24 protein-coding genes, 1 tRNA gene and 1 pseudogene are annotated in these 22,861 nt (G+C 67.6%); 12 read left to right on the top strand and 14 right to left on the bottom strand.

Going from position 1 to position 22,861, the window contains the following annotated elements:
* Nucleotides 1-8: 8 nt before the first annotated feature.
* From ABFD52_11740 to ABFD52_11725, 4 genes are all read right to left on the bottom strand, one after another.
* A complete protein-coding gene (locus tag ABFD52_11740) occupies nt 9-929 on the bottom strand; it encodes a hypothetical protein (protein MEN6561436.1) in 921 nt (306 codons plus the stop codon).
* Between the two features lie 49 nt (nt 930-978).
* Complete coding sequence (locus ABFD52_11735) at nt 979-1,704, bottom strand: MBL fold metallo-hydrolase (GenBank protein ID MEN6561435.1); 726 nt, start codon at nt 1,702-1,704, stop codon at nt 979-981.
* 8 nt (nt 1,705-1,712) lie between these two features.
* On the bottom strand, nt 1,713-2,492 hold the full coding sequence (locus tag ABFD52_11730; GenBank protein ID MEN6561434.1) for an FkbM family methyltransferase: 780 nt from the start codon (nt 2,490-2,492) through the stop codon (nt 1,713-1,715).
* A gap of 92 nt (nt 2,493-2,584) precedes the next feature.
* Nucleotides 2,585-3,691: a metallophosphoesterase gene (locus ABFD52_11725; protein ID MEN6561433.1), complete on the bottom strand. Its 1,107-nt coding sequence runs from the start codon at nt 3,689-3,691 to the stop codon at nt 2,585-2,587.
* Nucleotides 3,692-3,895: 204 nt separating this feature from the next.
* On the opposite strand from ABFD52_11725, the gene ABFD52_11720 reads away from it, so the two are divergent.
* Both ABFD52_11720 and ABFD52_11715 read left to right on the top strand, forming a co-directional pair.
* Nucleotides 3,896-4,474, top strand: a complete 579-nt coding sequence (locus ABFD52_11720; protein MEN6561432.1) for a porin family protein — start codon at nt 3,896-3,898, stop codon at nt 4,472-4,474.
* A gap of 118 nt (nt 4,475-4,592) precedes the next feature.
* The gene (locus ABFD52_11715) at nt 4,593-6,128 is read left to right on the top strand and encodes a subtype B tannase (protein MEN6561431.1); all 1,536 of its coding nucleotides are present in this window, start codon (nt 4,593-4,595) and stop codon (nt 6,126-6,128) included.
* On the opposite strand, the gene ABFD52_11710 is transcribed toward ABFD52_11715, so the two are convergent.
* The 4 genes and pseudogenes from ABFD52_11710 to ABFD52_11695 all read right to left on the bottom strand — a co-directional run bounded on the left by ABFD52_11710 (nt 6,125) and on the right by ABFD52_11695 (nt 7,713).
* Complete coding sequence (locus ABFD52_11710) at nt 6,125-6,448, bottom strand: GyrI-like domain-containing protein (protein ID MEN6561430.1); 324 nt, start codon at nt 6,446-6,448, stop codon at nt 6,125-6,127. The two genes, ABFD52_11715 and ABFD52_11710, sit on opposite strands and share 4 nt — an antisense overlap.
* Before the next feature lie 167 nt (nt 6,449-6,615).
* Nucleotides 6,616-6,687 (bottom strand) — tRNA-Val (locus ABFD52_11705).
* A 72-nt stretch (nt 6,688-6,759) separates the two neighbouring features.
* Nucleotides 6,760-6,867: pseudogene (locus ABFD52_11700) on the bottom strand (helix-turn-helix domain-containing protein).
* 42 nt (nt 6,868-6,909) lie between these two features.
* The gene (locus tag ABFD52_11695; GenBank protein MEN6561429.1) at nt 6,910-7,713 is read right to left on the bottom strand and encodes an SDR family oxidoreductase; all 804 of its coding nucleotides are present in this window, start codon (nt 7,711-7,713) and stop codon (nt 6,910-6,912) included.
* Between the two features lie 84 nt (nt 7,714-7,797).
* On the opposite strand from ABFD52_11695, the gene ABFD52_11690 reads away from it, so the two are divergent.
* Complete coding sequence (locus tag ABFD52_11690; GenBank protein ID MEN6561428.1) at nt 7,798-9,438, top strand: zinc-ribbon domain-containing protein; 1,641 nt, start codon at nt 7,798-7,800, stop codon at nt 9,436-9,438.
* Entirely contained in the window at nt 9,431-10,288 is an 858-nt protein-coding gene (locus ABFD52_11685; protein ID MEN6561427.1) for a DUF1848 family protein, read from the top strand. Before ABFD52_11690 ends, ABFD52_11685 begins: the two co-directional genes overlap by 8 nt.
* 7 nt (nt 10,289-10,295) lie before the next feature.
* Here ABFD52_11685 and ABFD52_11680 read toward each other — a convergent pair whose 3' ends face one another.
* The 5 genes from ABFD52_11680 to ABFD52_11660 all read right to left on the bottom strand — a co-directional run bounded on the left by ABFD52_11680 (nt 10,296) and on the right by ABFD52_11660 (nt 14,288).
* Entirely contained in the window at nt 10,296-11,036 is a 741-nt protein-coding gene (locus tag ABFD52_11680) for a metallophosphoesterase family protein (GenBank protein MEN6561426.1), read from the bottom strand.
* Nucleotides 11,024-11,908, bottom strand: coding sequence for a lipoyl synthase (lipA, locus tag ABFD52_11675; protein MEN6561425.1), 885 nt, complete (start codon nt 11,906-11,908; stop codon nt 11,024-11,026). The genes ABFD52_11680 and lipA overlap by 13 nt, the downstream gene beginning before the upstream one ends.
* 89 nt (nt 11,909-11,997) lie before the next feature.
* On the bottom strand, nt 11,998-12,204 hold the full coding sequence (rpsU, locus tag ABFD52_11670) for a 30S ribosomal protein S21 (GenBank protein ID MEN6561424.1): 207 nt from the start codon (nt 12,202-12,204) through the stop codon (nt 11,998-12,000).
* 195 nt (nt 12,205-12,399) lie between these two features.
* Nucleotides 12,400-13,128 carry an amino acid racemase gene (locus ABFD52_11665; GenBank protein ID MEN6561423.1) on the bottom strand — a complete coding sequence of 243 codons (729 nt, stop codon included), beginning with the start codon at nt 13,126-13,128 and terminating at the stop codon, nt 12,400-12,402.
* Nucleotides 13,125-14,288: a P1 family peptidase gene (locus tag ABFD52_11660; GenBank protein MEN6561422.1), complete on the bottom strand. Its 1,164-nt coding sequence runs from the start codon at nt 14,286-14,288 to the stop codon at nt 13,125-13,127. Before ABFD52_11660 ends, ABFD52_11665 begins: the two co-directional genes overlap by 4 nt.
* A 102-nt stretch (nt 14,289-14,390) precedes the next feature.
* Between ABFD52_11660 and pgeF the strand changes: the two genes are divergently transcribed.
* From pgeF to ABFD52_11620, 8 genes are all read left to right on the top strand, one after another.
* Entirely contained in the window at nt 14,391-15,119 is a 729-nt protein-coding gene (gene pgeF, locus ABFD52_11655) for a peptidoglycan editing factor PgeF (GenBank protein ID MEN6561421.1), read from the top strand.
* 228 nt (nt 15,120-15,347) lie between these two features.
* A complete protein-coding gene (locus ABFD52_11650; protein MEN6561420.1) occupies nt 15,348-16,241 on the top strand; it encodes a phosphoribosylaminoimidazolesuccinocarboxamide synthase in 894 nt (297 codons plus the stop codon).
* Entirely contained in the window at nt 16,238-17,128 is an 891-nt protein-coding gene (locus ABFD52_11645) for a PHP domain-containing protein (protein ID MEN6561419.1), read from the top strand. Before ABFD52_11650 ends, ABFD52_11645 begins: the two co-directional genes overlap by 4 nt.
* Entirely contained in the window at nt 17,125-17,655 is a 531-nt protein-coding gene (locus ABFD52_11640; protein ID MEN6561418.1) for a CvpA family protein, read from the top strand. The genes ABFD52_11645 and ABFD52_11640 overlap by 4 nt, the downstream gene beginning before the upstream one ends.
* On the top strand, nt 17,639-17,875 hold the full coding sequence (locus ABFD52_11635; protein ID MEN6561417.1) for a helix-turn-helix domain-containing protein: 237 nt from the start codon (nt 17,639-17,641) through the stop codon (nt 17,873-17,875). Before ABFD52_11640 ends, ABFD52_11635 begins: the two co-directional genes overlap by 17 nt.
* 124 nt (nt 17,876-17,999) lie before the next feature.
* Nucleotides 18,000-18,290, top strand: a complete 291-nt coding sequence (locus ABFD52_11630; GenBank protein ID MEN6561416.1) for a co-chaperone GroES — start codon at nt 18,000-18,002, stop codon at nt 18,288-18,290.
* Nucleotides 18,291-18,296: 6 nt separating this feature from the next.
* Nucleotides 18,297-19,916: a chaperonin GroEL gene (gene groL / locus ABFD52_11625; GenBank protein MEN6561415.1), complete on the top strand. Its 1,620-nt coding sequence runs from the start codon at nt 18,297-18,299 to the stop codon at nt 19,914-19,916.
* A gap of 110 nt (nt 19,917-20,026) precedes the next feature.
* Nucleotides 20,027-22,357 carry an LptF/LptG family permease gene (locus ABFD52_11620; GenBank protein MEN6561414.1) on the top strand — a complete coding sequence of 777 codons (2,331 nt, stop codon included), beginning with the start codon at nt 20,027-20,029 and terminating at the stop codon, nt 22,355-22,357.
* A gap of 6 nt (nt 22,358-22,363) precedes the next feature.
* Here ABFD52_11620 and ABFD52_11615 read toward each other — a convergent pair whose 3' ends face one another.
* Nucleotides 22,364-22,849, bottom strand: coding sequence for a bifunctional nuclease family protein (locus ABFD52_11615; protein ID MEN6561413.1), 486 nt, complete (start codon nt 22,847-22,849; stop codon nt 22,364-22,366).
* Nucleotides 22,850-22,861: the final 12 nt, after the last annotated feature.

Below are 22,861 nucleotides of genomic sequence, written 5' to 3'. Positions count from 1 at the left end.
TCCCGCCGCTATTTCTTCGGCGGCACGCGGTCGCCCTTGGCCGGGTCGGGCGGGAAGACGTCCTGGACCGAGAAATCGACCCAGATCAGGATCTCGGTGTTCGGAGCCGCCGCCAGGATGCGGTCCCCGATCTCCCTGACCGGGTCCTTCATCAGGCCCCACCAGGGCTTGTCGGTCTGGTAGCCGTACTGGAACCCGACCGGCGACGGGGCGAAGGTCCGGCCCCACTTGGCGAACTCCTCGATCATCTCGCCGGACGACTTGAAGATCTGGCTGTCGTCGACGAACATGATGCCTTCGCGGAAGGTCGGCGGCATGACGTTCTCGCGGAAGTGCTTGAGGAACATCCGGTAGGCGGGGTTGTGGGCCCGGGCCGCGGCCAGCCAGCTCCTGGCCATCTCGTCGGTCACCGGGTCGCCGAGGTCGGGGCTGTTGGAGCGATGCCACTCGATGTCGACGCCGACGCCGACGACGCACTTGTGATGGCCGTAATGATCGAGCATGACGTGAAAGACCTTGTCGACGGGCGCCCAGGCGGGCTCGGTCTGGAGCCAGACCCGGTAGCCCAGCTCGTCGAAGAGACGGAGGACCGGCTCGGAGATGTCCTCGGGCAGACCGCTGATGAGCGGATCCACGCCTTCGGGAACGGGGAACGACATCTCGGTGCCGCGGCCCTTCAGCCGGCTGACGATCCAGATGGCCTCCGGTTTCGCGCCGGGGAACTTGGCCGCTATCTCGACCCCGGTGCGGGCCCAATAACCCGGGCCGGGATCGTTGGGACGGCCGTAGGTCGAGCTGCGGATGCCCGCGCCCTTGAGGTTGTCCGTCCGGCCCGGTCCGGCCGGGAGCCCGGCCGCGGCCAGGAGCGCGGCCAGGACCGCCGCCGCGCCGATCGCCGCCCGGCCCCTTTTCGCTTGTGTCGCGGTCATGTTGTCCCTCCTGATGCGGCCAAACTATAGCACCGGGGCGGGAGCCGGTTCAAGGCCGGGACGGCCGTACTCCGGCCCCCCGGACGACGATCTCTTGGCCGTCGCGGGCGGCCTCGAGGACGACGCCATTCTCGCGCCCGAGCCGACCGATCTCCCGGCGAGCCGCCCGCGCGTCCTTGTAGAACCAGGCCCCGAAGTGGGTCAGGACGATGCGCCGGCAATAGGGTTTGAAAAGATGGACCAGGCCGGGCACCCCCCGGTGCCCGTAGATCTTCCCCGTCGCCGGGTCCTTTTTCACCAGGCCGGCCGGGCGGATGAAGCTCGCCTCGGTGATCACCAGGTCGAGCCCCTCGAAGAGAGGATGGTATTCCTTGTCGATCCAGATCATGTCGCCGGTGTAGAGGATCCTCGCGGCGCCGTCCGAAACGAGGTAGGCCTGGGACGCGACCTTGAGGCTGTGATGGGTGGGGATGGGCCGGACCTCGTACCCGGCGACCGTCGCCGGCTTGCCCAGGACCGTCAGGGCGAACCCCGGACGGCTCTCCGGCGCGAAGATCGGGATGCCGGCGGGCGGCGGCGCCGCTCCGGCCCGGACGAAGCAGGCGTGGTCGGGGTGGAGGTGCGTGATCAGCACCGCCTCGGGCCGGCGGTCGAGGAACCCGGGTTCGCCCAGGTCGAGCAGGAGCCGGCCATCGACCAGGACGCCGGAATGCCGGGAATGATACGGCGCGGTCTCCTCGATCTCGCCGCGCGTGCCGAGGATCCTGATGCGCATGGCCGGGGCTATTCGGGGAGCGGCATGAACCAGAGGTTCTGCGGATCGGCCCGCAGGTACTTGGCGACCACGACGTACCGGCGCTTGGCGAAGTAGTCCAGGATCTGCTGGCGCACCTGGGGATGCGCCTCGACGCAGACGAGACCGGGGAGGAAGCGCCCGAGGTCGAAGCCGGCCAGGGCCTGGGGTTCGTGCAGCTCGACGTCCAGCGACAGGAAGTCGATCCGGCCGACGTTCTCGGCGGCGAGCAGGTCATCGAGCCTGACCGTCCGGACATCGATCGCGGCCTTCACGCCGGTGAACTCCTCCGTGAAGCCCTTCTGGGCCGAGGAGAACAGGCTGTTGTCGCCGACGTGGAGAAGGACCTGGCGGTCGGATACGTCGGAAACGAACATCGGGTAGAACCTCGTCCGCGGCCTATGCTTGACGTAGCCGGCGGCCAGGCCGGGAAGAGGGTCGACGGCGATCCCGGACCAGCCGAGCTCCTTTTCCAGGTAATAGGTATTGCTGCGATCGCGGTAATGACCCGCGCCGATATCCACGAAGAAGCCGTCCCGGCGGTCCGAGAAGAAGTCCCGGACGAAGAGCTCCTCGTCGTGCGACGAGTAGCGCGCGGGTCCCAGGCGGGACTTGAACGGGCCCAGCTCGTCGGCGAGCACGGGGCGCTTGAGGCCGGCGGCCCCGGCCCCTTCGTCCCGGAACGGCCGGAGAAGGAGAGCGGCCAGGATCGCGGCCAGCAGCAGGCCGCAGAGGATCAGGAGCCTTGTGCGCCCGCGTCTACCGTTCATCTTCCATCCCTCCCGCGCTGCCGAAGATCGCCATCGGGACCTCGTTATCGCCCCCCATGATGTCAGAAGGGGCGGCGGGAATCAAGGCGCCGTCAGGGCGTGCGGCTGGAGACGGCCATCGCGGCCGCGATGGGATCGCCGGGCCGGAACGGGCCGAAGTCCGAGGCCGGATAGGGCCGGAGGGCGACGGCCGGAGACACGGCGCCGGCGAGCAGGCTCGGCTGGCTGAACGACGAAATGAACAGCGTCTCGTGCCCTTGGCCCATGCAGGACAGGACCCCCCGGAGCGGCTCGCCGGGCCCCGAGCCGGGGATGTCCACGAGCGTGTAATGGTGCTTCTTGGTGAAAAGGGGCTCCCGGACGTTCGGGTACATGGCGTTCCGCTGGCCCCCGCCTCCGGTGATGACCATGAGGACGCCGTGGTAGACCAGCGAGGCGTGGACATGGCGGTGGCCGAAAGCGGCCAGAACGACGTGATGGCGGGCCAGGATGTCCAGGAACGCCGGCTCGTTCTCGATGGCCGGCGTGAACAGGGACGACAGCCCCGGGTTGATCCTCTTGAACGGGGCCTGGGGCGGGACATGGGCAAAGAAGAATTTCCGGGCAGGCGAGGGCGCGGACAGCACGCCCTCGAGCCAGCTCAGCTGTTCGCGGGTGAAACCCTGGGCCCCGTGGGGGCGGGCGTCGCCCATGAACACGAAGCGCTTGTCGTCGAGGTCGAAATAGAAGTCCCGGTCTCCGAAGAAGGCCCGGGAGATCCGCTCGCCCTCCTCCCGGAGGTCGTGGTTCCCCTCGACGTGGAGGATGGGGCAGGGCGGATCGGCGACGGCCTTCAGGTAGGCGCCGAAGGTCTTGATGACGGGCGAGGTGCCCCGGTCGCCCAGGTGGACGATGAACGCGGGCGGCGGGTCGAGCGCGGCGATCTCCCGCAGGAAGCCCTTGAACGTCTCGTTGTCGTTGGAGGCCGTATCCCCGATGACGACGAACCGCAGGTCGCCGGCGCGGTCGCGGCTCCGGACCTCCCGGACGGCCTCGGCATTGGTGGGGACGAGCCCCTTCAGCTCATCGGGGACAGAGACGAGTCTGGGGTCCTCGCGGAACCGGGACAGGTCAACCCCGCCGTTCTCGACGCTGTATCGGCAACGGCCCGCGAGCAGGGCCAGGGCGAACGACGCCAGCAAAATTCTCTTTGCGGACATAGGTCGGTTTCATCTCCGAATTGCACTATAGGAATTCCATTATAGCGGATTCCCAAAGGACCGGCCGGGAACGAGGGCCCTGGCGAGGGGGAGCGGCCCGCCGCGGACCCTTAACAAGCAGCGCGGATTTTGTTAGGATGTCGCCAGGGAACCATGTCCGCGAGCGCTGCAAGCCCGGGCTAATTTCGCTCGAAAGGAGATCCAATGAAGAACCTGTCGAGGATCCTGGTGATCGGCCTGTTCGTAACGGTCCTGGCCCTGCCTCAGGCGGCCGCCGCCGGCGTCAAGTTCGGCCTCAAGGGCGGGGCGAACGTCGCCAACGTCAACGGCAATTTCTCCGACGCCCTCGCCGACTGGAAGAGCACGGTCGGGTTCTGCGGCGGGATCTTCCTCGAGCTGAATTTCGGCCGGGTCCTGACCATCCAGCCCGAGATCCTTTATACGATGAAGGGGGCCGATACGGGCGAAGGCAAGCTCAAGTTCGACTACATCGAGATCCCGGTCCTCCTCAAGGTCCGGATCCCGATGGGCAGCGTCCATCCGTTCGTCTTCGCCGGCCCGGCCTTCGGCTGGAAGCTGAAAGCGGCCGTCGAGGGCTATAAGATCGACGACATGCCGAAATCCGATTACAGCGCCGTCTTCGGCGCCGGCCTCCAGCTGGGCGGCTCGGTCCATATCGATGCCCGGTACACGATGGGGCTCCAGAAACTCGAGATCCCAGACCTGGGAACGATCGATCTGAAGAACGGCGTCCTCTCGGCGACGATCGGCCTGGCTTTCTGAGCGCGGGCGTCCCGGCCGTCCGGGAGGCCCTTCCCCGGGGGCCGGGTTCCGCCGGGAAGGAGGATCGGCATCGTCATGCCGGGAATGAAGAGTTGTGTCTTCTGAAAGGGGAACCGCCTTGAAAAAAAGCCAGGCCATCTTCACTCTGCTTCTGGGTCTCGCGGTCGTCGCGGCGGCCGACCGGAGCGTCGTGGGCGATGCCGATGCGGCATCGGTCATAGCCAAGCGCGCCAATGCTCCGGGGAGCCCGGCCGGGGTCGCGCCGGCGGCGCGACAGGGAAACCCGGGCTTGGCGTTCGACGAAGCCCGCTGCAGCGTAAAGACCCTGACGGTGGGCGACCTGACGATTGCCTACCGCGCCTATGAGAACATAGTCTATGCGGCCAACCCAGTCGACGCGAGATATCAAAGCCTGAGCTTCTTTGTGCCTGAGGCGTTCTATAAGGGCGAGACGGTCGGGGGCTACAACGCCAGGACGGCTCCCATCTTCTTCCCGAATTCCGTGGGCGGCTACATGCCCGGCTTGGCCGGCGGCCCCGGCCAGGCCAGGGACGGACGCCCGAACGCCGCGTTCATGGCCCTATCGAGGGGCTGCGTCGTGGCGGCGCCCGGAACGCGCGGCCGGACCTTGCGGAACGCGAACGGGATGTTGACCGGCAAGGCTCCGGCCTGCATCGTGGACCTGAAGGCGGCGGTCCGCTACCTGCGGCATAACGACCGGATCATGCCCGGGGACGCCGAAAAGATCGTCTCCAGCGGCACCAGCGCGGGCGGCGCGCTTTCGGCGTTGCTGGGGGCTTCCGGCAACGCCGCGGATTATGAGCCCTTCCTCAAGGAGATCGGCGCGGCCGCCGAGCGGGACGATATCTTCGCCGCCAGCTGCTATTGCCCTATCACGAACCTGGATAACGCGGACGCCGCCTACGAGTGGCTGTTCTACGGCGTCAACGACTACAGCGGCAGGGCCAAGGGTTCGATGTCCGCCGCTCAGATCGAGATATCCGGCCGGTTGAGGGCCCTGTTCCCGGAGTACGTGAACGGCTTGGGACTGAAGAAGGCCGACGGCTCTCCCCTGACCCTGGACGCGAGCGGCGGCGGGTCGTTCAAGGATCACATCAAATCCCTCGTGATGGCCTCGGCGCAGGACGCCCTGAACGGCGGCGGGGACCTGTCCGGCCTGACTTGGCTGACCATCAGGGGCGCCACGGTCGCGGATATCGACTTCGATCGTTTCCCGCGGTATGCCACCAGGATGAAGACGGCCCCCGCCTTTGACGCCCTCGATCTCAGCAGCCCGGAGAACAACCTGTTCGGCACGGCGACCGTCGACAGCCGGCACTTCACCCGGTTCGGCAGGGACAACAGCGCGGACCGCTCCCTGGCCGACGCGGCGGTCGTGAAGATGATGAATCCGATGAGCTACATCGGCGCGAAGGGGGCCTCCACGGCCCGGCATTGGCGGATCCGCCACGGCGCCGTCGACCGGGACACCTCCCTGGCCATCCCCGTCATCCTGGCCGCGAAGCTGAGGAACGAAGGCTTCGACGTCGACTTCGCGATCCCGTGGGGACAGGGGCATGGCGGGGATTACGACCTGGACCGGCTCTTTGCCTGGATCGACAGGATCTGCGGCCCGGAGAGGTCGGGCCGTTAGAGCGGCCGGACGGGTTCGCAGATCTCGATCAGGAACTTCCCTTCGGGATGGGTCTTGGGGTCGTTGAGATAGACCTCGTAGCATATCCGGTCGTCGGGCTGGTAGCCGCTCTCGGGGAACCAATCCCTCATCAGGGCGTTCCAGGCCTCCCCGAACTGGCGGGGCAGGATCTCGGCGCGGGCCACGGCGAAGCGGCCGCCGGGAATGGACATCCGGCCGATCTCGCCGTCGGCCTTCGTTTCCGGGGGCACGGTGATGCAGGCGCTGGAGCGGAGCTTGTCCGCTTCCGTGATGTCGGGGTTGTCGTGGTAAACGGCCAGGAGCTTCGTCTTAATCCCCCTGCCCCCTTGTTAATTCAAGGGGGAAACTTGCGGACGGCGTTTCCCTGCCGAAACGCCTCTCAAGACTTTGTCCGTAGATATTAATCCCCCTGCCCCCTTGTTCAATCAAGGGGGACTGGTGGACCGCGTTTCGGATAAAGGAAGTGTGGGCGATAGAGGACTTGAACCTCTGACTTCTACCGTGTGAAGGTAGCACTCTACCGCTGAGTTAATCGCCCAGCCGACCGTATTTTATCGGATTGAGGGCGGTTGTCAATCTTGGCCGGGACGCCACGGGATCACCGATCAGATCAGCCCTCCCGCTTGAAACTCAGGATATCGCCGGGCTGGCAATCCAGAACCTCGCAGATCTTCTCGAGGGTCGAGAACCGGATGGCCCTGGCGTGGCCTTGCTTGAGTTGACGGCGGGGACGGCCAGGGGCCGGATCCTCCCGGCGGCTTCAGGCCTTGACCGCGCCCGACCCGCCGCGCACTGCCCGGCTTCGGCCGATCAGCCGGACGAGCCCGGCAGTCAGCGGGCAGCGCATCAGGAAGGAGACGGTCTTGTTGACCCAGCCGGGGACGCAAACGACGCCCCGGCCGAGCCGCTTCAGCGATATCCTGACGACCTTCGCGGCGGTCATCCAGGCGATCCGCGGAAGGCCCGAGAGGTCCAGGCCGGCGGCGGCGTGGAACTCGGTATGGGTCAGGCCCGGACAGAGGGCCTGGACGACGACGCCCTTGGAGCGGAGCTCGGCCTGGAGGTTCTCGGAGAACATGACCAAGAACGCTTTCGTCCCGCTGTACATCGCCCCCGAGAACGGGGAGAAGGCGGCGACGGAGGCGAGGTTGATGACGGCCCCCCGGCCGCGGCCGATCATCCCCGGCAGGGCCGCCCTGGTCAGCCGGACCGTCGCGTCGACGTGGACGCGAACCATGGCGAGGTGGTCCGCGACGTCGCCGCGGACGAACCCGGCCTTGCCGCCGAAGCCGGCGTTGTTGACGAGGAGGTCAAGCGTCGGGCACGCGGCGACGCGGCCCTCGGTGGCCGCCGTCCCTTCCGGCGCGGCGAGGTCGGCCTGGAGCGTTTCTACGGTCACGCCGTGCCGGGCCCGGAGCTCCCCGGCCAGCTCCTCGAGCCGGTCCCGGCGGCGGGCGACGAGGATGAGATCCGTCCCGGCGGCGGCCAGCTGACGGGCGTACTCCGTCCCCAACCCGGCCGAAGCGCCGGTGATCATGGCGGTCCTGTAGGTCGTCTTCGGCATCGGCTTCCTCCGGCCGCTAGTCTAAAGGATACGGGCCCCGCAATTCAATTGACATCGTCCCGTTTCCTTATGATAATGAAATCAATGGCTATCACCCGCTGTCCCTATTGCCACGCCATCATCGACGAGAACGACAAGTACTGCAACAACTGCGGCACCCAGCTGCTGTTCGCCGACGACGACGATGTGGAAGAGGAGATCCCGGGCGAGAAGATCGTCGAGGCCGAGGTCGAGGAGAAGGACTACACGGTCGAAGAGCCCGAGGGCGAGAAGCGCCCGACCGGGGACAGGGACCTCGAGGACGACATCGAGGAGGAGCTCGAAGAGAAGACCGAGGAGATGCGCCCCGAAGATCTCGTCGACGAGGAAGGCGAGGAGGGGGAGGAGGACGAAGAAAGCGAACCCACCGAAGAGGTCATCCTGGTCGACGAGAACGACGCCGCCGCGGGGAAGGCAGGGATCGCCGCCGCCCCGGAAGAGGACAAGACCGGCGAGGTGAAAGCGCCGTCCGTCTCGGCCGCGCCTCAGGAGGGCGCGGAAAGCCTGGAGGAAGACGAGGAAGACGAAGAACACGGAAAAGGAACGATGCCGATAGCCCTCGACGACGAGATCGAGGACGAGCTCGAAGAAGAGGAAGAAGAGCTGGAGCCGCCCCCGCCCTCCGGCGAGCGGCCCGAGATCGAGTATGTCGCCGAGACGCCGCCTCCCGACGAGGCCGCGACCGCCGGCGAAGCGGCCCTGCGCCCGGTCACGTTCGATACCAAGGAATTCGAGAACCTGGGCCGGACGGTCGAGCTGAGCAAGCAGAAGGTGGACAGGTTCATCGAGGGACGGGCCGTCGCCGCACCACCCGCCGCTCCTCCGGAGCCGCCCTCCGGGCGCCCTGAGGCCGAGCCGATCCCCGAGCCCCGATCCATGCCCTGGGCCGAGCCGATGGCTCAAGCTGAGCCGGGACGCGAGGAAGAGGGACCGGCCCGGGAGGAAGCGGACGCGGGGGAAGGCGCCTTGGCGGGCACCCCCGAACCGTCGACCGGGGCGCTCCCGCCCTGGGCCAGCACCATGAAGGGTGCGCCCGTCTTCACCGAGGACACGGGTCCGGTCGAGACGCGCCGGCAGCGCGGCGGAGAGCCGTTCTCCCCCGATACGGAGGAGGGAGTCGAGATCTTCCCGCGGCGCCGGGCTTCGGACTCGACCATCGGGCTGCCGGAACAAGTCCGGCAGGCCCCGCTGCCCTTCGAAGCGGCCGTGGCCGGAGAAGATGCGGACATGGAAGACGAAGAGCTGGCCGACGAAGAGCGGGACGAGCGGGAGGAAGAGGAAGCGGCGCTGGAGATCCCCCGCGACCTGACCCCGGAGGAGGTCGTCCTGCCCGCGGGCCAAGTCAGCCCCATCCGGGAGCCCGTGCTGCCGGCGCGGCCTCGGGAGGCGGCCGGACCGGCCTTTGAGGCCGCCGAAGAAGCCGAAGAGCCCGAGCCGCGGCCGCCCTTCAGCTTCTCGGTCTTCTTCAAGTCCAAGGCCTTCGACATCCTCTTCGTCGGCCTGTTCTGGCTCGTCGCCCTCTGGCTGGCCGCCGGCTCGACGGGCCGGACCCTGTTCGAGATCCTGGGCGCCATGTCCGGGCCGATGCTCCTTCTCTACGGCGTGTTCCTGCTGATCTATTTCTTCCTGTTCAAGTTCTTCCTCGGCGAGACCATCGGCGACCGGCTCTTCCGCCGGCGTGAATAAGACCCTGAAGACCGTCATCAGCGCTTCGCGGCGCACCGACCTCGTCGCCTCGTTCCCGGACTGGCTGGCCGCCTGCCTGCGCCGTCGCGCGGCCGAGGTGGCCGGGCCGGCGGGCGGCGTCTATCGGGTCGATCTCGCGCCGGAGAAGGTCCATACGATCGTTCTCTGGTCGAAGGACTTCGCGAACCTGCTGCGGAACGCGCACGGCCTGCGGGACCTGCTCGCGGCCTATGATCAGCTTTATCTGCACTTCACCGTGACGGGCCTGGGCCGGACGGCGATCGAGCCCGGGGTGCCCTCGTTCCGCGAGGCCCTGGCCGAGCTCCCCGGGCTGGCCGCCCTGGCCGGCGATCCCCTGCGCGTCTCGCTGCGGTTCGATCCCGCCGTCTTCTGGCAGGACGGGGGCGAGATACGGTCTAACCTCGGGCGGTTCACGGAGGCGGCGGACGCGGCGGCGGCGAACGGCGTCCGGGACATCCGCATCAGCTTCGCGCAGTGGTACGGCAAGGCCGAGCGGCGGGCCCGCGCCCGCGGCTTCCGCTTCGTCGATCCGCCCGACGAAGAAAAGCGGGCTCGGGCGGCCGGGCTCGCGGCCGTCGCGGCCGAGCGGGGGCTCGTCCTGCACGCCTGCTCGCAGACGCTCCTGGACGGCGTCCCCGGCCTCCGGCCGTCGGCCTGCATCGACGGGGCGCTCCTCGAGTCGCTGCATCCGGGCCGCGAGCCGGCCTCGCGCCGCAAGGACCGCGGCCAACGGGCGGACTGCCTCTGCACGGAATCGAAGGATATCGGCAGCTACGCGCAGGCCTGTCGCCACGGCTGCGTGTATTGTTACGCGAATCCGAAGGTTTAGGGGGAATTCAGATGCCCAGGCTGAGGCGCTCGGCCAGGGCCGGCGGCAGCTTTTCCTCGATGATCTTCCGTTTGGCCTCTTCGATGTCGTACTCGACGCGGCCGAACTTGACCGTTCGGGCCTCGGAATCGTAGACGGCGAACGCGGCCCGGGGGTTGCGGTCGCGCGGCTGGCCGACCGACCCGGGGTTGATGAGGTAGCGGACGCCCTTCTCGAGCTTGATCTCGTTGGCGTTGCCCTCGAGGAACGTGCCCTCGACGTTGCCGTCCTTCTCGGTGTAGACGAAGGGGAAGTGGGTGTGGCCGAAGAAGCAGACCGGGGTCTGGACATAGGAGAAGGCCTCGGCCGCGTCGAACTCGCCGAAGATGTAGTAATCCTCGTCGAAAGGCGCCCCGTGGCAGATCGTGATCGAATCCTGGACGACCTCGGGGCTCTGCTTCAGCCGGACCAGGAAATCGAGATGCTTGCGGGCGATCGTCTTCTTCGTCCAGAAGATGGCCGAGGCGGCGATGGGGTTGAAGGTCTGGACGGAGTCGAGGCCGGAGACGGCCTTGTCGTGGTTGCCGCGGATGATCGACAGCGGCTTGAGGGTCAGGATCTTCTGGATGACCTCGTTGGGGGAGGCGCCGTAGCCGACGAGGTCGCCGAGGCAGATGTAGTGATCGATCCGCTTCTTCTGGACGGCCTTGAGGACGGCGTGAAAGGCCTCCATGTTGCCGTGGATGTCGGTGAAGATCAGGTAGCGCATGTTCCCTCGTCCTTGGCGCGGACCGCTTCGTACAGCCGGCCGGCCTCGTAGGAGCTCCGGACGAGCGGTCCGGACACGACCTCCAGGAACCCGGCCCGGCGGGCGTCCGCCGCGAAAGCTTCGAACTCCCCGGGCGTGTAGTACCTGGCGACCGGGGGATGGGCCGCCGTCGGCTGCAGGTACTGCCCCACGGTCAGCAAGTCGCAGCCGGCCTGACGCAGGTCGGCGAAGGCCTTTAAGATGTCCGCCTCGTCCTCTCCCAACCCGATCATGAGGCCCGATTTCGTCAGGGCGCCCCTGGCCTTGGCCGCGGCCAGCACGCCGAGCGAGCGGCGGTAGTTCTCGCGGGGGCGGCGGATGGCCGGATAGAGAGTCTCGGTCGTCTCCAGGTTGTGGTTGAGGACGTCCGGCCGGGCGGACAGGACGATCTCCAGCGCGTCGGCCTCCCCCCCGAAGTCGGGGATCAGGGCCTCGATCCGGGTAGCCGGGCTCTGGCCGCGGACGGCCCCGATCACGGCCGCGAAATGGCCAGCCCCGCCGTCGGGGAGGTCGTCGCGGGTCACCGAGGTGATGACCACGTGGGCCAGGCCGAGCGCCGCCGCGGCCGCGGCGACGCGGGCCGGCTCCTCCGGGTCGGGCGGCAGAGGCGTCCCCTTGGTCACGGCGCAGAAGCCGCAGTTGCGGGTGCAGGTGTCGCCCAGGATGAGGAACGTGGCCGTCCGCCGCTCCCAGCACTCGCCGATGTTCGGGCAGCGGGCGCTCTGGCAGATCGTGTGCAGACGCCCGGACTTCAGGATCTCCGCGACACGGAAGTATTCACCGTGCGACGGGAGCGGGACCTTCAGCCAGGCGGGTTTTTGAGTCGCCGTCACTCCCCCTCTCATAAAGACCCGGCCCTTCGATGCTGGCTCGGATGCGGTCTCGGGCGGGGCGAGGAATGGCCGGGAAGAGATGAAAGTTCTTAATACTCGACGTCGCGCTCTCTCTTGATGCGCCGTCTCATCCGCTTGCGCGCCTGGGCCTCCTTCATGCGGCGCTTCTCGCCGGGCTTGAAGTAGACCGAGTGCTTCTTGATCTCCTTGATGATCGCTTCCTGCTGGACCTTCCTCTTGAACCGGCGCAGCGCGGACTCGAGATTCTCACCTTCGTCAAGCTGTACAAAAGCCAAAAACTTTCACCTCCTCACTGGGGAAAGTACCGCCGATTTATACCCGATTCCCCCTGAAAAGTCAACCCGCCCTCGGGATATTCGCCTCAGTCCGCCGCGGTGACCTTTCGCGCCGTCCAGCTCGCCGCTCCCCTCGCCCCGGCTCCTGCCCGGCTGGATCGCCGCTCATGCGGCCTCCGGCGGCGTCCCCCGGGCCTAAATTCCGCGCAGGCGGGCGCCGGAGCGGCGGACGGCCGCCCTGGCCCCGATGGTCAGGGGGTCGATCAGGGGCACGGACAGGTCGCCCTCCCTCAGGACCAGGGGGACCTCGGTACAGCCGGCCACGACCGCCCGGGCGCCCCGGCGGATGAGCCCGGCCGCGATCCCGAGCAGGATCTCCCGGGGCGGGCCGGAGGTGACGCCCGCCTTGATCCCCCTTTTCCCGTAAATGGCGGTCATGACCTTCTTCTGCTCACGCCCGGAAGGGACGAGGACCTCGATCCCGGCGGCCGCGAAGGCGCGGGCGAGGACCCCCGAGCGGACCGTCCCGGTCGTGGCGATGATCCCGATCGTCCCCGGCGCCGGGTTCATCCGGCGGACGGCCGCCACGGTCTCGTCGACCAAGCTGAGAAGGGGCAGGGGCGATCCGGAGACGATCCGGGCGAAGAAATGATGGGCCGTGACGCAGGGGATGACGGCGAAATCGGCCCCGGCCGCCCGCAGGGCGCCCAGGCCGCGGCGCAGCGCCGGGACCGGGCTGGGGCCGCCTTGGAGGATGGCCCGGGTCCTGTCCGGGACCTGGGGCACGCTGTAGAGGACGACCGGCGCGTGGTCCTGGTCCCGGCCGGCCGCCGTTTCGCGAATGATCCGCTCGAAGAACGAGGCCCCCGCTTCCGGGCCCATGCCGCCGAGGACGCCGATCGTCCGCAGCCTCTTCGGGCTCACCTGACGAGCTCCCGGACCCGGTCGAGCGGCAGGGCCTCGGCGACGCGCCCGTCCTTGCCCTCGGTCCGGACGGCCTTGAACAGGGAATTCCAGATGGCTTCTTCGGCCGCTTCGGCCGCGGCCTGGAAGAGCGGGGACATCGCGTCGTCCCGGAGCAGGGTGACCGTCCGGGTCGGCGAGGTCGAGGCGTTGGGGACGCGGACGCTTTCGGCGGCAGAGAAGGCGATGGCGTAATCGCCGCTGCCGTTCGAGAAGTAGCCGCCGGTGCGGGCGATGCCGAGCAGCGCGCGCTTGGCCAGGCGCTCGAGATTGCGGGCGTCGAGCGGGGCGTCGGTGGCCACGACGATCATGCAGGATCCGTCGCCCGACGGGTTGGACCGCGGCGCCGCGGCCGGGGCGCCGGCGGCCTGGCGGTCGAAGGGCACGCCGCGCAGGGTCAGGACGCCGCCGAAGTTCGTCTGGACGAGCACGCCGACCGTGTAACCGCCCCGGTCCGCGGGCAGGCGCCGGGAGGACGTGCCGATGCCGCCCTTGTAGCCGAAGCACGTCGTCCCCGTGCCGGCGCCGACCGCCCCTTCGGCGACCGGCCCGTCCGCGGCGGCCCGGATGGCCTCGAGGACGCGGGCCTTGGTGACGTGCCGGCCGCGGATGTCGCTGAGCCAGCCGTCGTTGGTCTCGCCCACGACCGGGTTGACCGACCCGACCTTCTCGTTGCCGGGGAGGCCGAGCGTCCAGTCGATGACGGCGTCGGCCGCGGCCGGCACGCTCAGCGTGCTGGTCAGGACGATCGGCGACTCGAGGGTGCCCAGCTCCCGGACCTGGGTCACTCCGGCGAGCTTGCCGTAGCCGTTGCCGACCGAGATCGCGGCCGGGACCTTGTCCTGGAAGACGTTCCCGCCGTGCGGCAGGATGACCGTGACGCCCGTCCGCACGTCCCGGCCTTCGACGATCGTGACTTGGCCGATCTTGACCCCGGCCACGTCGGTGATGGCGTTCAGGGGTCCGGGCGGAAGGACCCCGATGATCAGGCCGAATTCCCGGGCGCGAGGGCGGGCCGCAGGGGCCGGACCCGGGGCCGCGGCGGCGAACGCCGCTGCGGCTAAACCGAGGACAAGACCGGTGACGGCCAGGATGGACATGGTTTCTTCCTTGGCGGGCATGATGCCCTCATCATACGAGGACGGGCGCCGGATGACAAGCGGGGGACCGGGCCTCCCGCGCCTGCCTTGAGCGCGCCGGGACTTTCTGCTAATACTTGTGCCGTGACCGAGGACAGACGCCCTTTTCTCAGCGAGCCGCGGCTCGCGTCCGTCCCCGGACTCGTCCACGGCTTCGGCGAGGCCCGCTGGAGCGAGGCGGACTTCCTGGCCTTCGCGGCCTCCCGGGGCCTGCGCCCGGTCATCATGCGTCAGCTCCACTCGGACATCGTCCACCGGATCGACGCCGCGCCCTCCGGGGCGCTCGACGGCGACGCCCTGATGACGAACGTCCCGGGGCTCGTCCTGGTCATCCGCACGGCCGACTGCCTGCCCGCGCTTCTGGTCGACGAAGCCCGCCGGGCCGTGGCCGCGGTCCACTGCGGCTGGCGCGGCACGGCCGGGCGCATCCTGGAAAAGGCCGTGCGGGCCATGGGCGAGGCCTACGGCTCGAAGCCGGAGGGCCTGCGGGCGGCCCTGGGCCCCTGCATCGGCGCGGCCTGCTACGAGATCGGGCCCGAGGTGCGGGAGGTTTTCCTGGGGGCCGGCTTCCCGGAGACCGTCCTGGTCAAGCGGGGGGACGCCCCCGGCGTCCATGTCCCGGAGCTGAAGGCGAAATACCTTCTCGATCTGCGGGCCGCGAACATCTGGCTCCTCGCCGGGCTGGGGGTCAGGAAAGAGAACATCTTCAGCCCGGGGGCCGTCTGCACCCATTGCGAGCCGCGTCTCCTGTCCTACCGCCGCTTTCCCGCCGACCGGCGCCGGATGGTCAACTTCATCGGCCTGACCCCTTAGCAAGGGTGGGCCCCCTTTCCGCTGTTCTTGTTACGCTGTTCAGTCCTCGTTTTCTAAAAGCGTTCAATGTCGCAAGGGGCGCGCTTGAAGGCCCGCCGCAGGCCGCGGAAGAAGGGGCCGATCCCCGAGGTCACGCCGCGGCCGTTCGTGACCCTGGCGGGGCCGCCGTTGGCATTTGCTTTTTAAAAACGATTTGGCTATCCTTGACGGGTCCCAAAGGAGACGGTCATGGAACAACCCATCGGCGACATCGAGCTTCCCGGTCTGCCTCTCTTCCGCAAGGGCAAGGTCCGCAACGTTTTCGAGGTCGAGGACAAGCTCCTGATCGTCGCCACGGACCGCATCTCCGCCTTCGACTGGGTCCTGCCCTCGCTCATCACGTACAAGGGCAAGGTCCTGACGCAGCTGTCGAAATTCTGGTTCGATTTCGTCGGGCTGGTCATCCCCAACCACCTCATCGCGACCGAAACCAGGGACTTTCCCCCGGTCCTGGCCCCCTTCGCCGGCGTCCTGGCCAAGCGGTCCATGCTGGTCAAGAAGACCAGGGTCGTGCCCGTCGAGTGCGTCGTCCGCGGCTACCTGTCCGGCTCCGGCTGGAAGGAGTACAAGGCCACGGGCAAGGTCTGCGGCATCAGGCTGCCCAAGGGCCTCCGGGAATCTGACCAGATCGTCGAGCCCATCTTCACGCCCTCGACCAAGGCCGAGAAGGGCCATGACGTCAACATCTCCTTCAAGGACGTCGAGAGGGAGATCGGCGCCGAGCTGGCCGGCAAGATCCGCAAGACCAGCCTCGAGCTCTACCAGAAGGCGGCCCTGTACGCCGTCTCCAAGGGCATCATCATCGCCGACACGAAGTTCGAGTTCGGCCTGGACGGCGACGATCTCGTCCTCATCGACGAGATCTTCACGCCCGACTCCTCGCGCTTCTGGCCCCTGGCCCAGTACGAGCCCGGCCGGCCCCAGCCGAGCTTCGACAAGCAGTTCGTCCGCGACTACCTCGAGACGACCAACTGGGACAAGAACAGCCCGCCGCCCGAGCTGCCCGCGGACATCATCGCCAAGACCTCCCAGAAGTACCTGGAAATCTACAAGGTCCTGACCGGCCTCGACGACCTCGCATGAGCGGACGGGTCGATTTCCACGTCCACTCGAACAAGAGCAGCGACGGGGACTTCTCGCCGGCCGAGCTCGTCGGGTTCGCCGGGAACCTCGGCCTGCGCGCCATCTCGATCGCCGACCACGACACCGTGGCCGCCTATCCCGAAGCCGTGGAGCTGGGGCGCCGGGCCGGCGTCGAGGTCATTCCCGGCATCGAGCTGACGACCCTCTTCGGCGGCCGCGAGTTCCATTGCCTGCTGCCCTTCGTCGATTGGACGAGCCCGGCCCTGGCCGGGATCATCGCCGGCCAGACGGAATGCCGCCTGGCCGAGACCGCCGAGCGGATCGAGAAGGTCCGGGCCCTGGGCTTCGCCCTGACGCTCGACGAGGTCCGGGCCAAGTCCAACGGCGCGCCGCCGCTCGGGGTCAAGATCGCCCAGATCCTGCTCGAGAACCCGGAGAACCGGAAGCACCCGGCCCTGGCGCTTTTTTATAAGGAAGAGAACCGCGGCTACGCGCCGTACATGTTCTACAAGGAATATTTCGCCGAAGGGAAGCCGGCCTTCGTGCCCAAGAGGTTCGTGGCCCTGCTCGACGTGCTGGCCGCGGCCCCGGCCACGGGCGGGGCGCCCGTGCTGTCCCACCCCGGGGCCTACTTCCAGCGCACGACGCCCGGGGACGCCCGGACGCTCAAAGATCACGGCCTGCTGGGGATGGAGGTCTATACCTTCTACCACACGGCCGAACAGACGGCCTTTTACCGCGACATGGCCGCGGAGCTCGACCTGGTGGCCACGGCCGGCTCGGATTTCCACGGCCGGATCAAGCCCCATGTCGTCTTCGGCGCCCTGCGGGAAGGGGACTACGGCATGGTCGAGAAGCTGCGGGCGAGACGGGGAGGGGCGGCATGAACTGGCTCGACTACGTCATCCTGGCCATCGTCGTCCTGACGGCCATCTACGGCATCTTCAAGGGATTCGTCAAGCAGGTCATCGGCCTGGTCGCGGTCATCGCCGGCCTGATCCTGGCGGTCATCTACTACGCCCAGGCCTCCGGGATCTTCAGGGGCTTCGTCAAGAACCGGGCGGTCTGCAACTTCCTGGCCTTCCTGCTGATCTTCGTCCTCGTCCTCGTCGCAGGCACGATCCTGGGCCATCTGCTGACGAAGGCCATGGTCGGCCCCCTGGCCTTCGCCAACCGGCTCTTCGGGGCCGTTTTCGGGGTCATCAGCGCGGTTCTCGTCTGCGGCATCGTCGTCTTCGCCCTGGTCTCGTTCGAGATGGCCAAGCCGGCGGTCGAGACATCCGTTCTCGCCCCGGCCTGCCTCGGCGTGGCCCGGGCCGTGGTCCACACGGTCCCCAAGGACCTGCGGCAGCGGTTCGACGAGTCATACAAGCGGATCCGCGAAAGCGGAGGGAAACATGGACAAGAAATCTAGCGAATTGAACTTCCATCAGCGCATGGAGATCCTGGTCAAGGATATGGTCGACAAGGAGATCAGCCTCAAGGACGCCCTGCGCGAGTTCGAGAAGATCTTCTACGAACAGGCCGACCGGAAGCATCAGGGCAACCAGACCAAGATGGCCCAGGCCCTCGGCGTCCACCGCAACACCCTCCATAACCGGGCCAAGCTACTGAAGATCAAAAAGAAATATTAGCAGTCTAAGCCGGCGACTGCCAACATTTGTTTGTTCCTCCTCTTGACAAATCCATCGACTATATATATTATTAGCACTCAGATTTTCTGACTGCTAAATCTCAGGTATACCACAGGAGGTTTTCATGAAAGTTCACCCTCTGTACGACAGAGTGCTCCTCAAGAGAATGGAGGAACAGGAAGTCAAGAGAGGCGGGATCATCATCCCGGACACGGCCAAGGAAAAGCCCCAGGAAGCCGAGATCATCGAGGCCGGCAAGGGGCGGATCAACGATGACGGCAAGACGATCGCCCTCGCGGTCAAGAAGGGCGACCATGTCCTCATCGGCAAGTACAGCGGCACCGAAGTGACGGTCGACGGCGTCGAACTCGTCATCGTCCGCGAAGAAGAGATCCTCGCGATCATCGAGAAGTAAGGAGATATCATGGCTAAACAGATCCTTTCCGGAGACGATGCCCGTCATGCCCTGCTCAAGGGCGTCAACGTTCTCAGCAATGTCGTCAAGGCGACGCTCGGCCCCCGCGGCAAGAACATCGTCCTCGACAAGAAGTTCGGCTCCCCGACGAGCACCAAGGACGGCGTGACCGTCGCCAAGGAAGTCGAGCTCAAGGACCCCTGGGAGAACATGGGCGCCCAGCTGGTCAAGGAAGTCGCGTCCAAGACGTCCGACGTCGCCGGCGACGGCACGACGACCGCCACGGTCCTGGCCCAGGCCATCTACGGCGAGGGCCTGCGCTACGTCACGGCCGGCTCCAACCCGACGGTGATCAAGAAGGGCGTCGACAAGGCCGTCGAATCGATCATCGGCGAGCTCAAGAAGATGAGCCGCGAGGTCAGCGGCGAGATGATCGCCCAGGTCGGCGCCATCTCGGCCAACAACGATCCGTCGATCGGCAAGATCATCGCCGAGGCCATGGACAAGGTCGGCAAGGACGGCGTCATCACGGTCGAGGAGGCCAAGGGCCTCGAGACCACGATGGAGACGGTCGAGGGCATGCAGTTCGACCGGGGCTACCTGTCGCCCTACTTCGTGACCGATCCCGAGCGGATGGAATGCGTCCTCGAGAAGCCTCTGATCCTCCTCCATGAGAAGAAGATCAGCAACCTCAAGGACTTCCTGCCCCTGCTCGAGAACGTCGCCCGCATGGGCCGGTCCCTGCTCGTCGTGGCCGAGGAGGTCGAGGGCGAGGCCCTGGCCACCCTGGTCGTCAACAAGCTCAAGGGCACCTTCCAGTGCTGCGCCGTCAAGGCCCCGGGCTTCGGCGACCGCCGCAAGGCCATGCTGGAGGACATCGCCGTCCTGACCGGCGGCCAGGTCATCACCGAGGAGATCGGCGTCAAGTTGGAGAAGGTCGGCGCCGATTGGCTCGGCGAAGCGAAGAAGGTCGTCATCGACAAGGACAATACGACCATCGTCGAGGGCACGGGCAAGCCGGGCGCCGTCCAGGCCCGGATCAAGCAGATCCGTGTTCAGATCGAGGACACGACTTCCGACTACGACCGGGAGAAGCTCCAGGAGCGGCTGGCCAAGATGGTCGGCGGCGTGGCCCTGATCAAGGTCGGCGCGGCCACCGAGACCGAGCTCAAGGAGAAGAAGGCCCGGGTCGAGGACGCCATGCACGCCACCAAGGCGGCCGTCGAGGAGGGCATCGTGCCCGGCGGCGGCGTGGCCCTGATCCGCGCCCAGAAGGCGCTCGAAAAGCTCGAGCTCGAAGGCGACGAGAAGATCGGCGCCAACATCGTCAAGAGGGCCATCGAAGAGCCCATGCGCCAGATCGCGGCCAACGCCGGATTCGAAGGCTCCGTGGTCGTCGAGAAGGTCAAAGAGATGAAGCAGGACATGGGCTTCAACGCCCTGTCCGAGACGTACGAGGACATGATCAAGGGCGGCATCCTCGACCCGACCAAGGTCGTCCGGATCGCGCTCCAGAATGCCTCCTCCATCGCCGGCCTGCTGCTGACCACCGAGGGCCTGATCGCCGAGCTGCCCGAAGAGGACAAGAAGCCCGCGTATCCGACCCCTCCCGGCGACATGTATTGATAGGTCGCGCCCCGCGCGACAGCGAATCGCCAGCCCCGGGCGGCCTGCCGCCCGGGGCTTTTTTTTGGGTTTGACCGCGCAGCGGCTGCCGCCATATCATAGGCGACGCGATGGCCCGGCTCGTCGATCGCTACGTTCTGCGCGAGGTCGTTCCGCCCTTCCTCGTCGGCCTCCTGCTCGTCACCTTCGTCCTGCTGATGAACCAGGTCCTGCTCGCGGCCGACCTGTTCATCGACAAGGGCGTCCCGGCCCTTCAGGCGCTCCGGCTGCTGGCGCTTCTCGTTCCGTCCATGCTCGTCTTCGCCCTGCCGATGGCCGTCCTGATGGGCATCCTCGGCGGGCTGGCCCGGCTCTCGGCCGACTCGGAGATCGTCGCCCTGGCCGCCGCCGGGGTCGGGGCCCGCCGCCTGGCCCGTCCCCTCGTTGCCTTCGGCCTGTGCGGCTTCCTGCTGACCCTGCCGCTCGCCCTCTATTGGGCCCCCCGGGCCAACGACGCCTGGGTCCGGGACATGACCGCCTCGGTCCTCGGCCGCGTCCGCCTGAAGGTCGAGCCTCTCGAGTTCAACGAAACGTTCCCGGGACTGGTCTTTCTTGTCCGAGAGGTCGGCCGGGACGGGGCCTGGACCGGCGTTTTCGCCTCCCTGAACCGGGATGCCTCGCATCCCCGCCTGATCATGGCCCGCTCGGGCAGGCTCCGCCTGTTCCCGGACGAGCGGCGGGCCGTCCTGGAGCTCGCCGACGGCATCGCCTATTCCGGGACGCCGGCCTCGCCCGGCGAGGACGCCGTGACCACCTTCGACCGCCTGGAGGAGGAGATCGATGTCGCCGGGATCATCCCCTCCCTGACCGTCGAAAAGAGGGTCCGGGAGAAGGACATCGGCGAGCTCGTCCGCGATCTGCGGTCCCTCGAGGCCGAGTCCCGCGCGGGCCGGCCCCAGCCGCGGCAGCTCCGGGCCCACCGGATCGAGATCCACAAAAAGCTCGCCCTGCCGGCGGCCTGCCTCGTCTTCGCCCTTCTCGGCCTGCCGCTCGGGGCCATGACCGGCCGGACCGGGCGCATCGGCGGCTTCTCGCTGGCCCTGGTCATCATCATTCTCTATTACGTCCTGCTCACGGCCGGCGAAACGGCGGCCATGGACGGCCGCCTGTCCGCCGCGCTGGGCATGTGGGGCCCGGACATCATCCTGGCCGCGGCCGGGGCGGGGCTTGTCCTGGCCTCCAAGCGCCGGGTCCCGGCGATATTCCGCAGGCCGCCGCGGCCCGAGTCCCGGCCCGTCGCTTCGGCCCGGACCGCTCCTGCGGCGAGACCGGCGCCCGCCGGCCGGGACCGCTCCCCGGCCGCATCCCCCCGTCTCCCGGGCCTCCTCGACCGCTACGTCTCGAGGCGCTTCCTGGGCGTCCTGGCCTTCGTCCTCGCGGCCCTGGCCGCCGCCGCTTTCCTGTTCATGTTCTTCGAAAACCTGGAAGAGGCTCTCCGCGCCGGCGCTCCGGTCGGGCTCCTGGCCCGTTTCGTCCTGTACAGGCTGCCCGAGTTCCTGGCCTTCCTCCTGCCGGCGGCAGTTCTGACGGCGGCGCTCCTCGCCCTCGGCCTCCTGGCCCGAACGAACGAAGCCACGGCCTTGAAAGCGTGCGGCGTCAGCGTCTACCGGACCGTCCTGCCGATCGTTCTCCTGGCCGCGGCCGCCGGCCTCCTGGGCTTCCTCATCCAGGAGCGCGTCGTGCCCGCCGCGCATCAGAGAGCCGAAGCCGCCTGGAACGAGCTGCACGGCCAACCCTCCCGGCTCTCCGGCTACGTCAACCGCCATTGGGTCGTCGGCGCACACCTCGGCCGGATCTACCATTTCGATTATTTCGAGCCCGGCTCGTCGACGTTCGGACGGCTCTCCGTCTTCGATATCGACACCCGGCGCTGGAGCCTCGCCCGCCGCACCTACGCCGAGAAAGCCGCGTTCGAGGGAGATCAGCTGGCGTACCGGGACGGCTGGACCAGGGACTATGCCGCGGCCCCGGGCCCGGCTTTCCTGCGGTCGGCGGCCGGGCGCGTCGACGCGGCCGACGATCGGCCCGCCTTCCGGGGGGCGCCCTGGCAGGAGCGGCTGGAGATGACCTACGGCCAGCTGCGGCGCTATGCGGCCGACGTCCGGGCCATGGGCTTTCCCGCCGTCCGGCTGCGGGCGGCCCTGGCCGAGAAGATCGCCCTGCCGTTCGTCAGCCTGATCATGGCCCTGCTGGCCGTCCCCTTCGGCTTTCGCCTGGGCCGCAAGGGGACGCTGGCGGGCGTCGGCCTCAGCCTGGCCATCGCCATTGCCTATTGGGGGACCTTCGCCGTTTTCCGCAGCCTCGGCGCCGCGGGCCTCCTCAGCCCGTTCCTCGGGGCCTGGGGAGCCAACCTTCTCTTCGGGCTGGGAGGGATAGCGGGGCTGCTGCGGCTTCGGACCTGAGCCCTATTACATCTTGTACTTGCCGAAATCCTCCGGCTGCAGGGTTTCGAGCCATTTCCGCAGCTTCTCGGAGGATTCGACCTTCTCGTCGAACCTCAGGCCGTTGGCCTTCTTGACCACCTGTTCCTCAACGAAGATCGGCGAGCTCATCCGCAGGGCCAGGGCGATGGCGTCGGAAGGACGCGAATCGATGACGATGGCCTCCTCGGCCCGGCGGCAGTGGATGAGGGCGAAGAAAGTGTTGTTCCGGACGTCGTTGACGACGATCTTCTCGATGGAGATGCCGAGCTTCTCCAGGAAGCTCTTCAGCAGGTCGTGGGTCATGGGCCGGGGCGTCGGCACGTTCTCGATCGTCAGGGCGATGGCGTTGGCTTCGAAGACGCCGATCCAGATGGGCAGGATCTGCTCGTTGCGGGGGTTCTCAAGCACGACGATCGGCATCTTGGATATCGGGTCCACGACGAGACCCTTGACCTTCATTTCGATTTCCATGGCCCGCCTGTA

Source organism: Acidobacteriota bacterium (assembly GCA_039683095.1).
Lineage (GTDB): Bacteria > Acidobacteriota > Aminicenantia > Aminicenantales > Saccharicenantaceae > RBG-16-66-30.
This window is presented reverse-complemented; position numbering and strand designations above follow the sequence as displayed.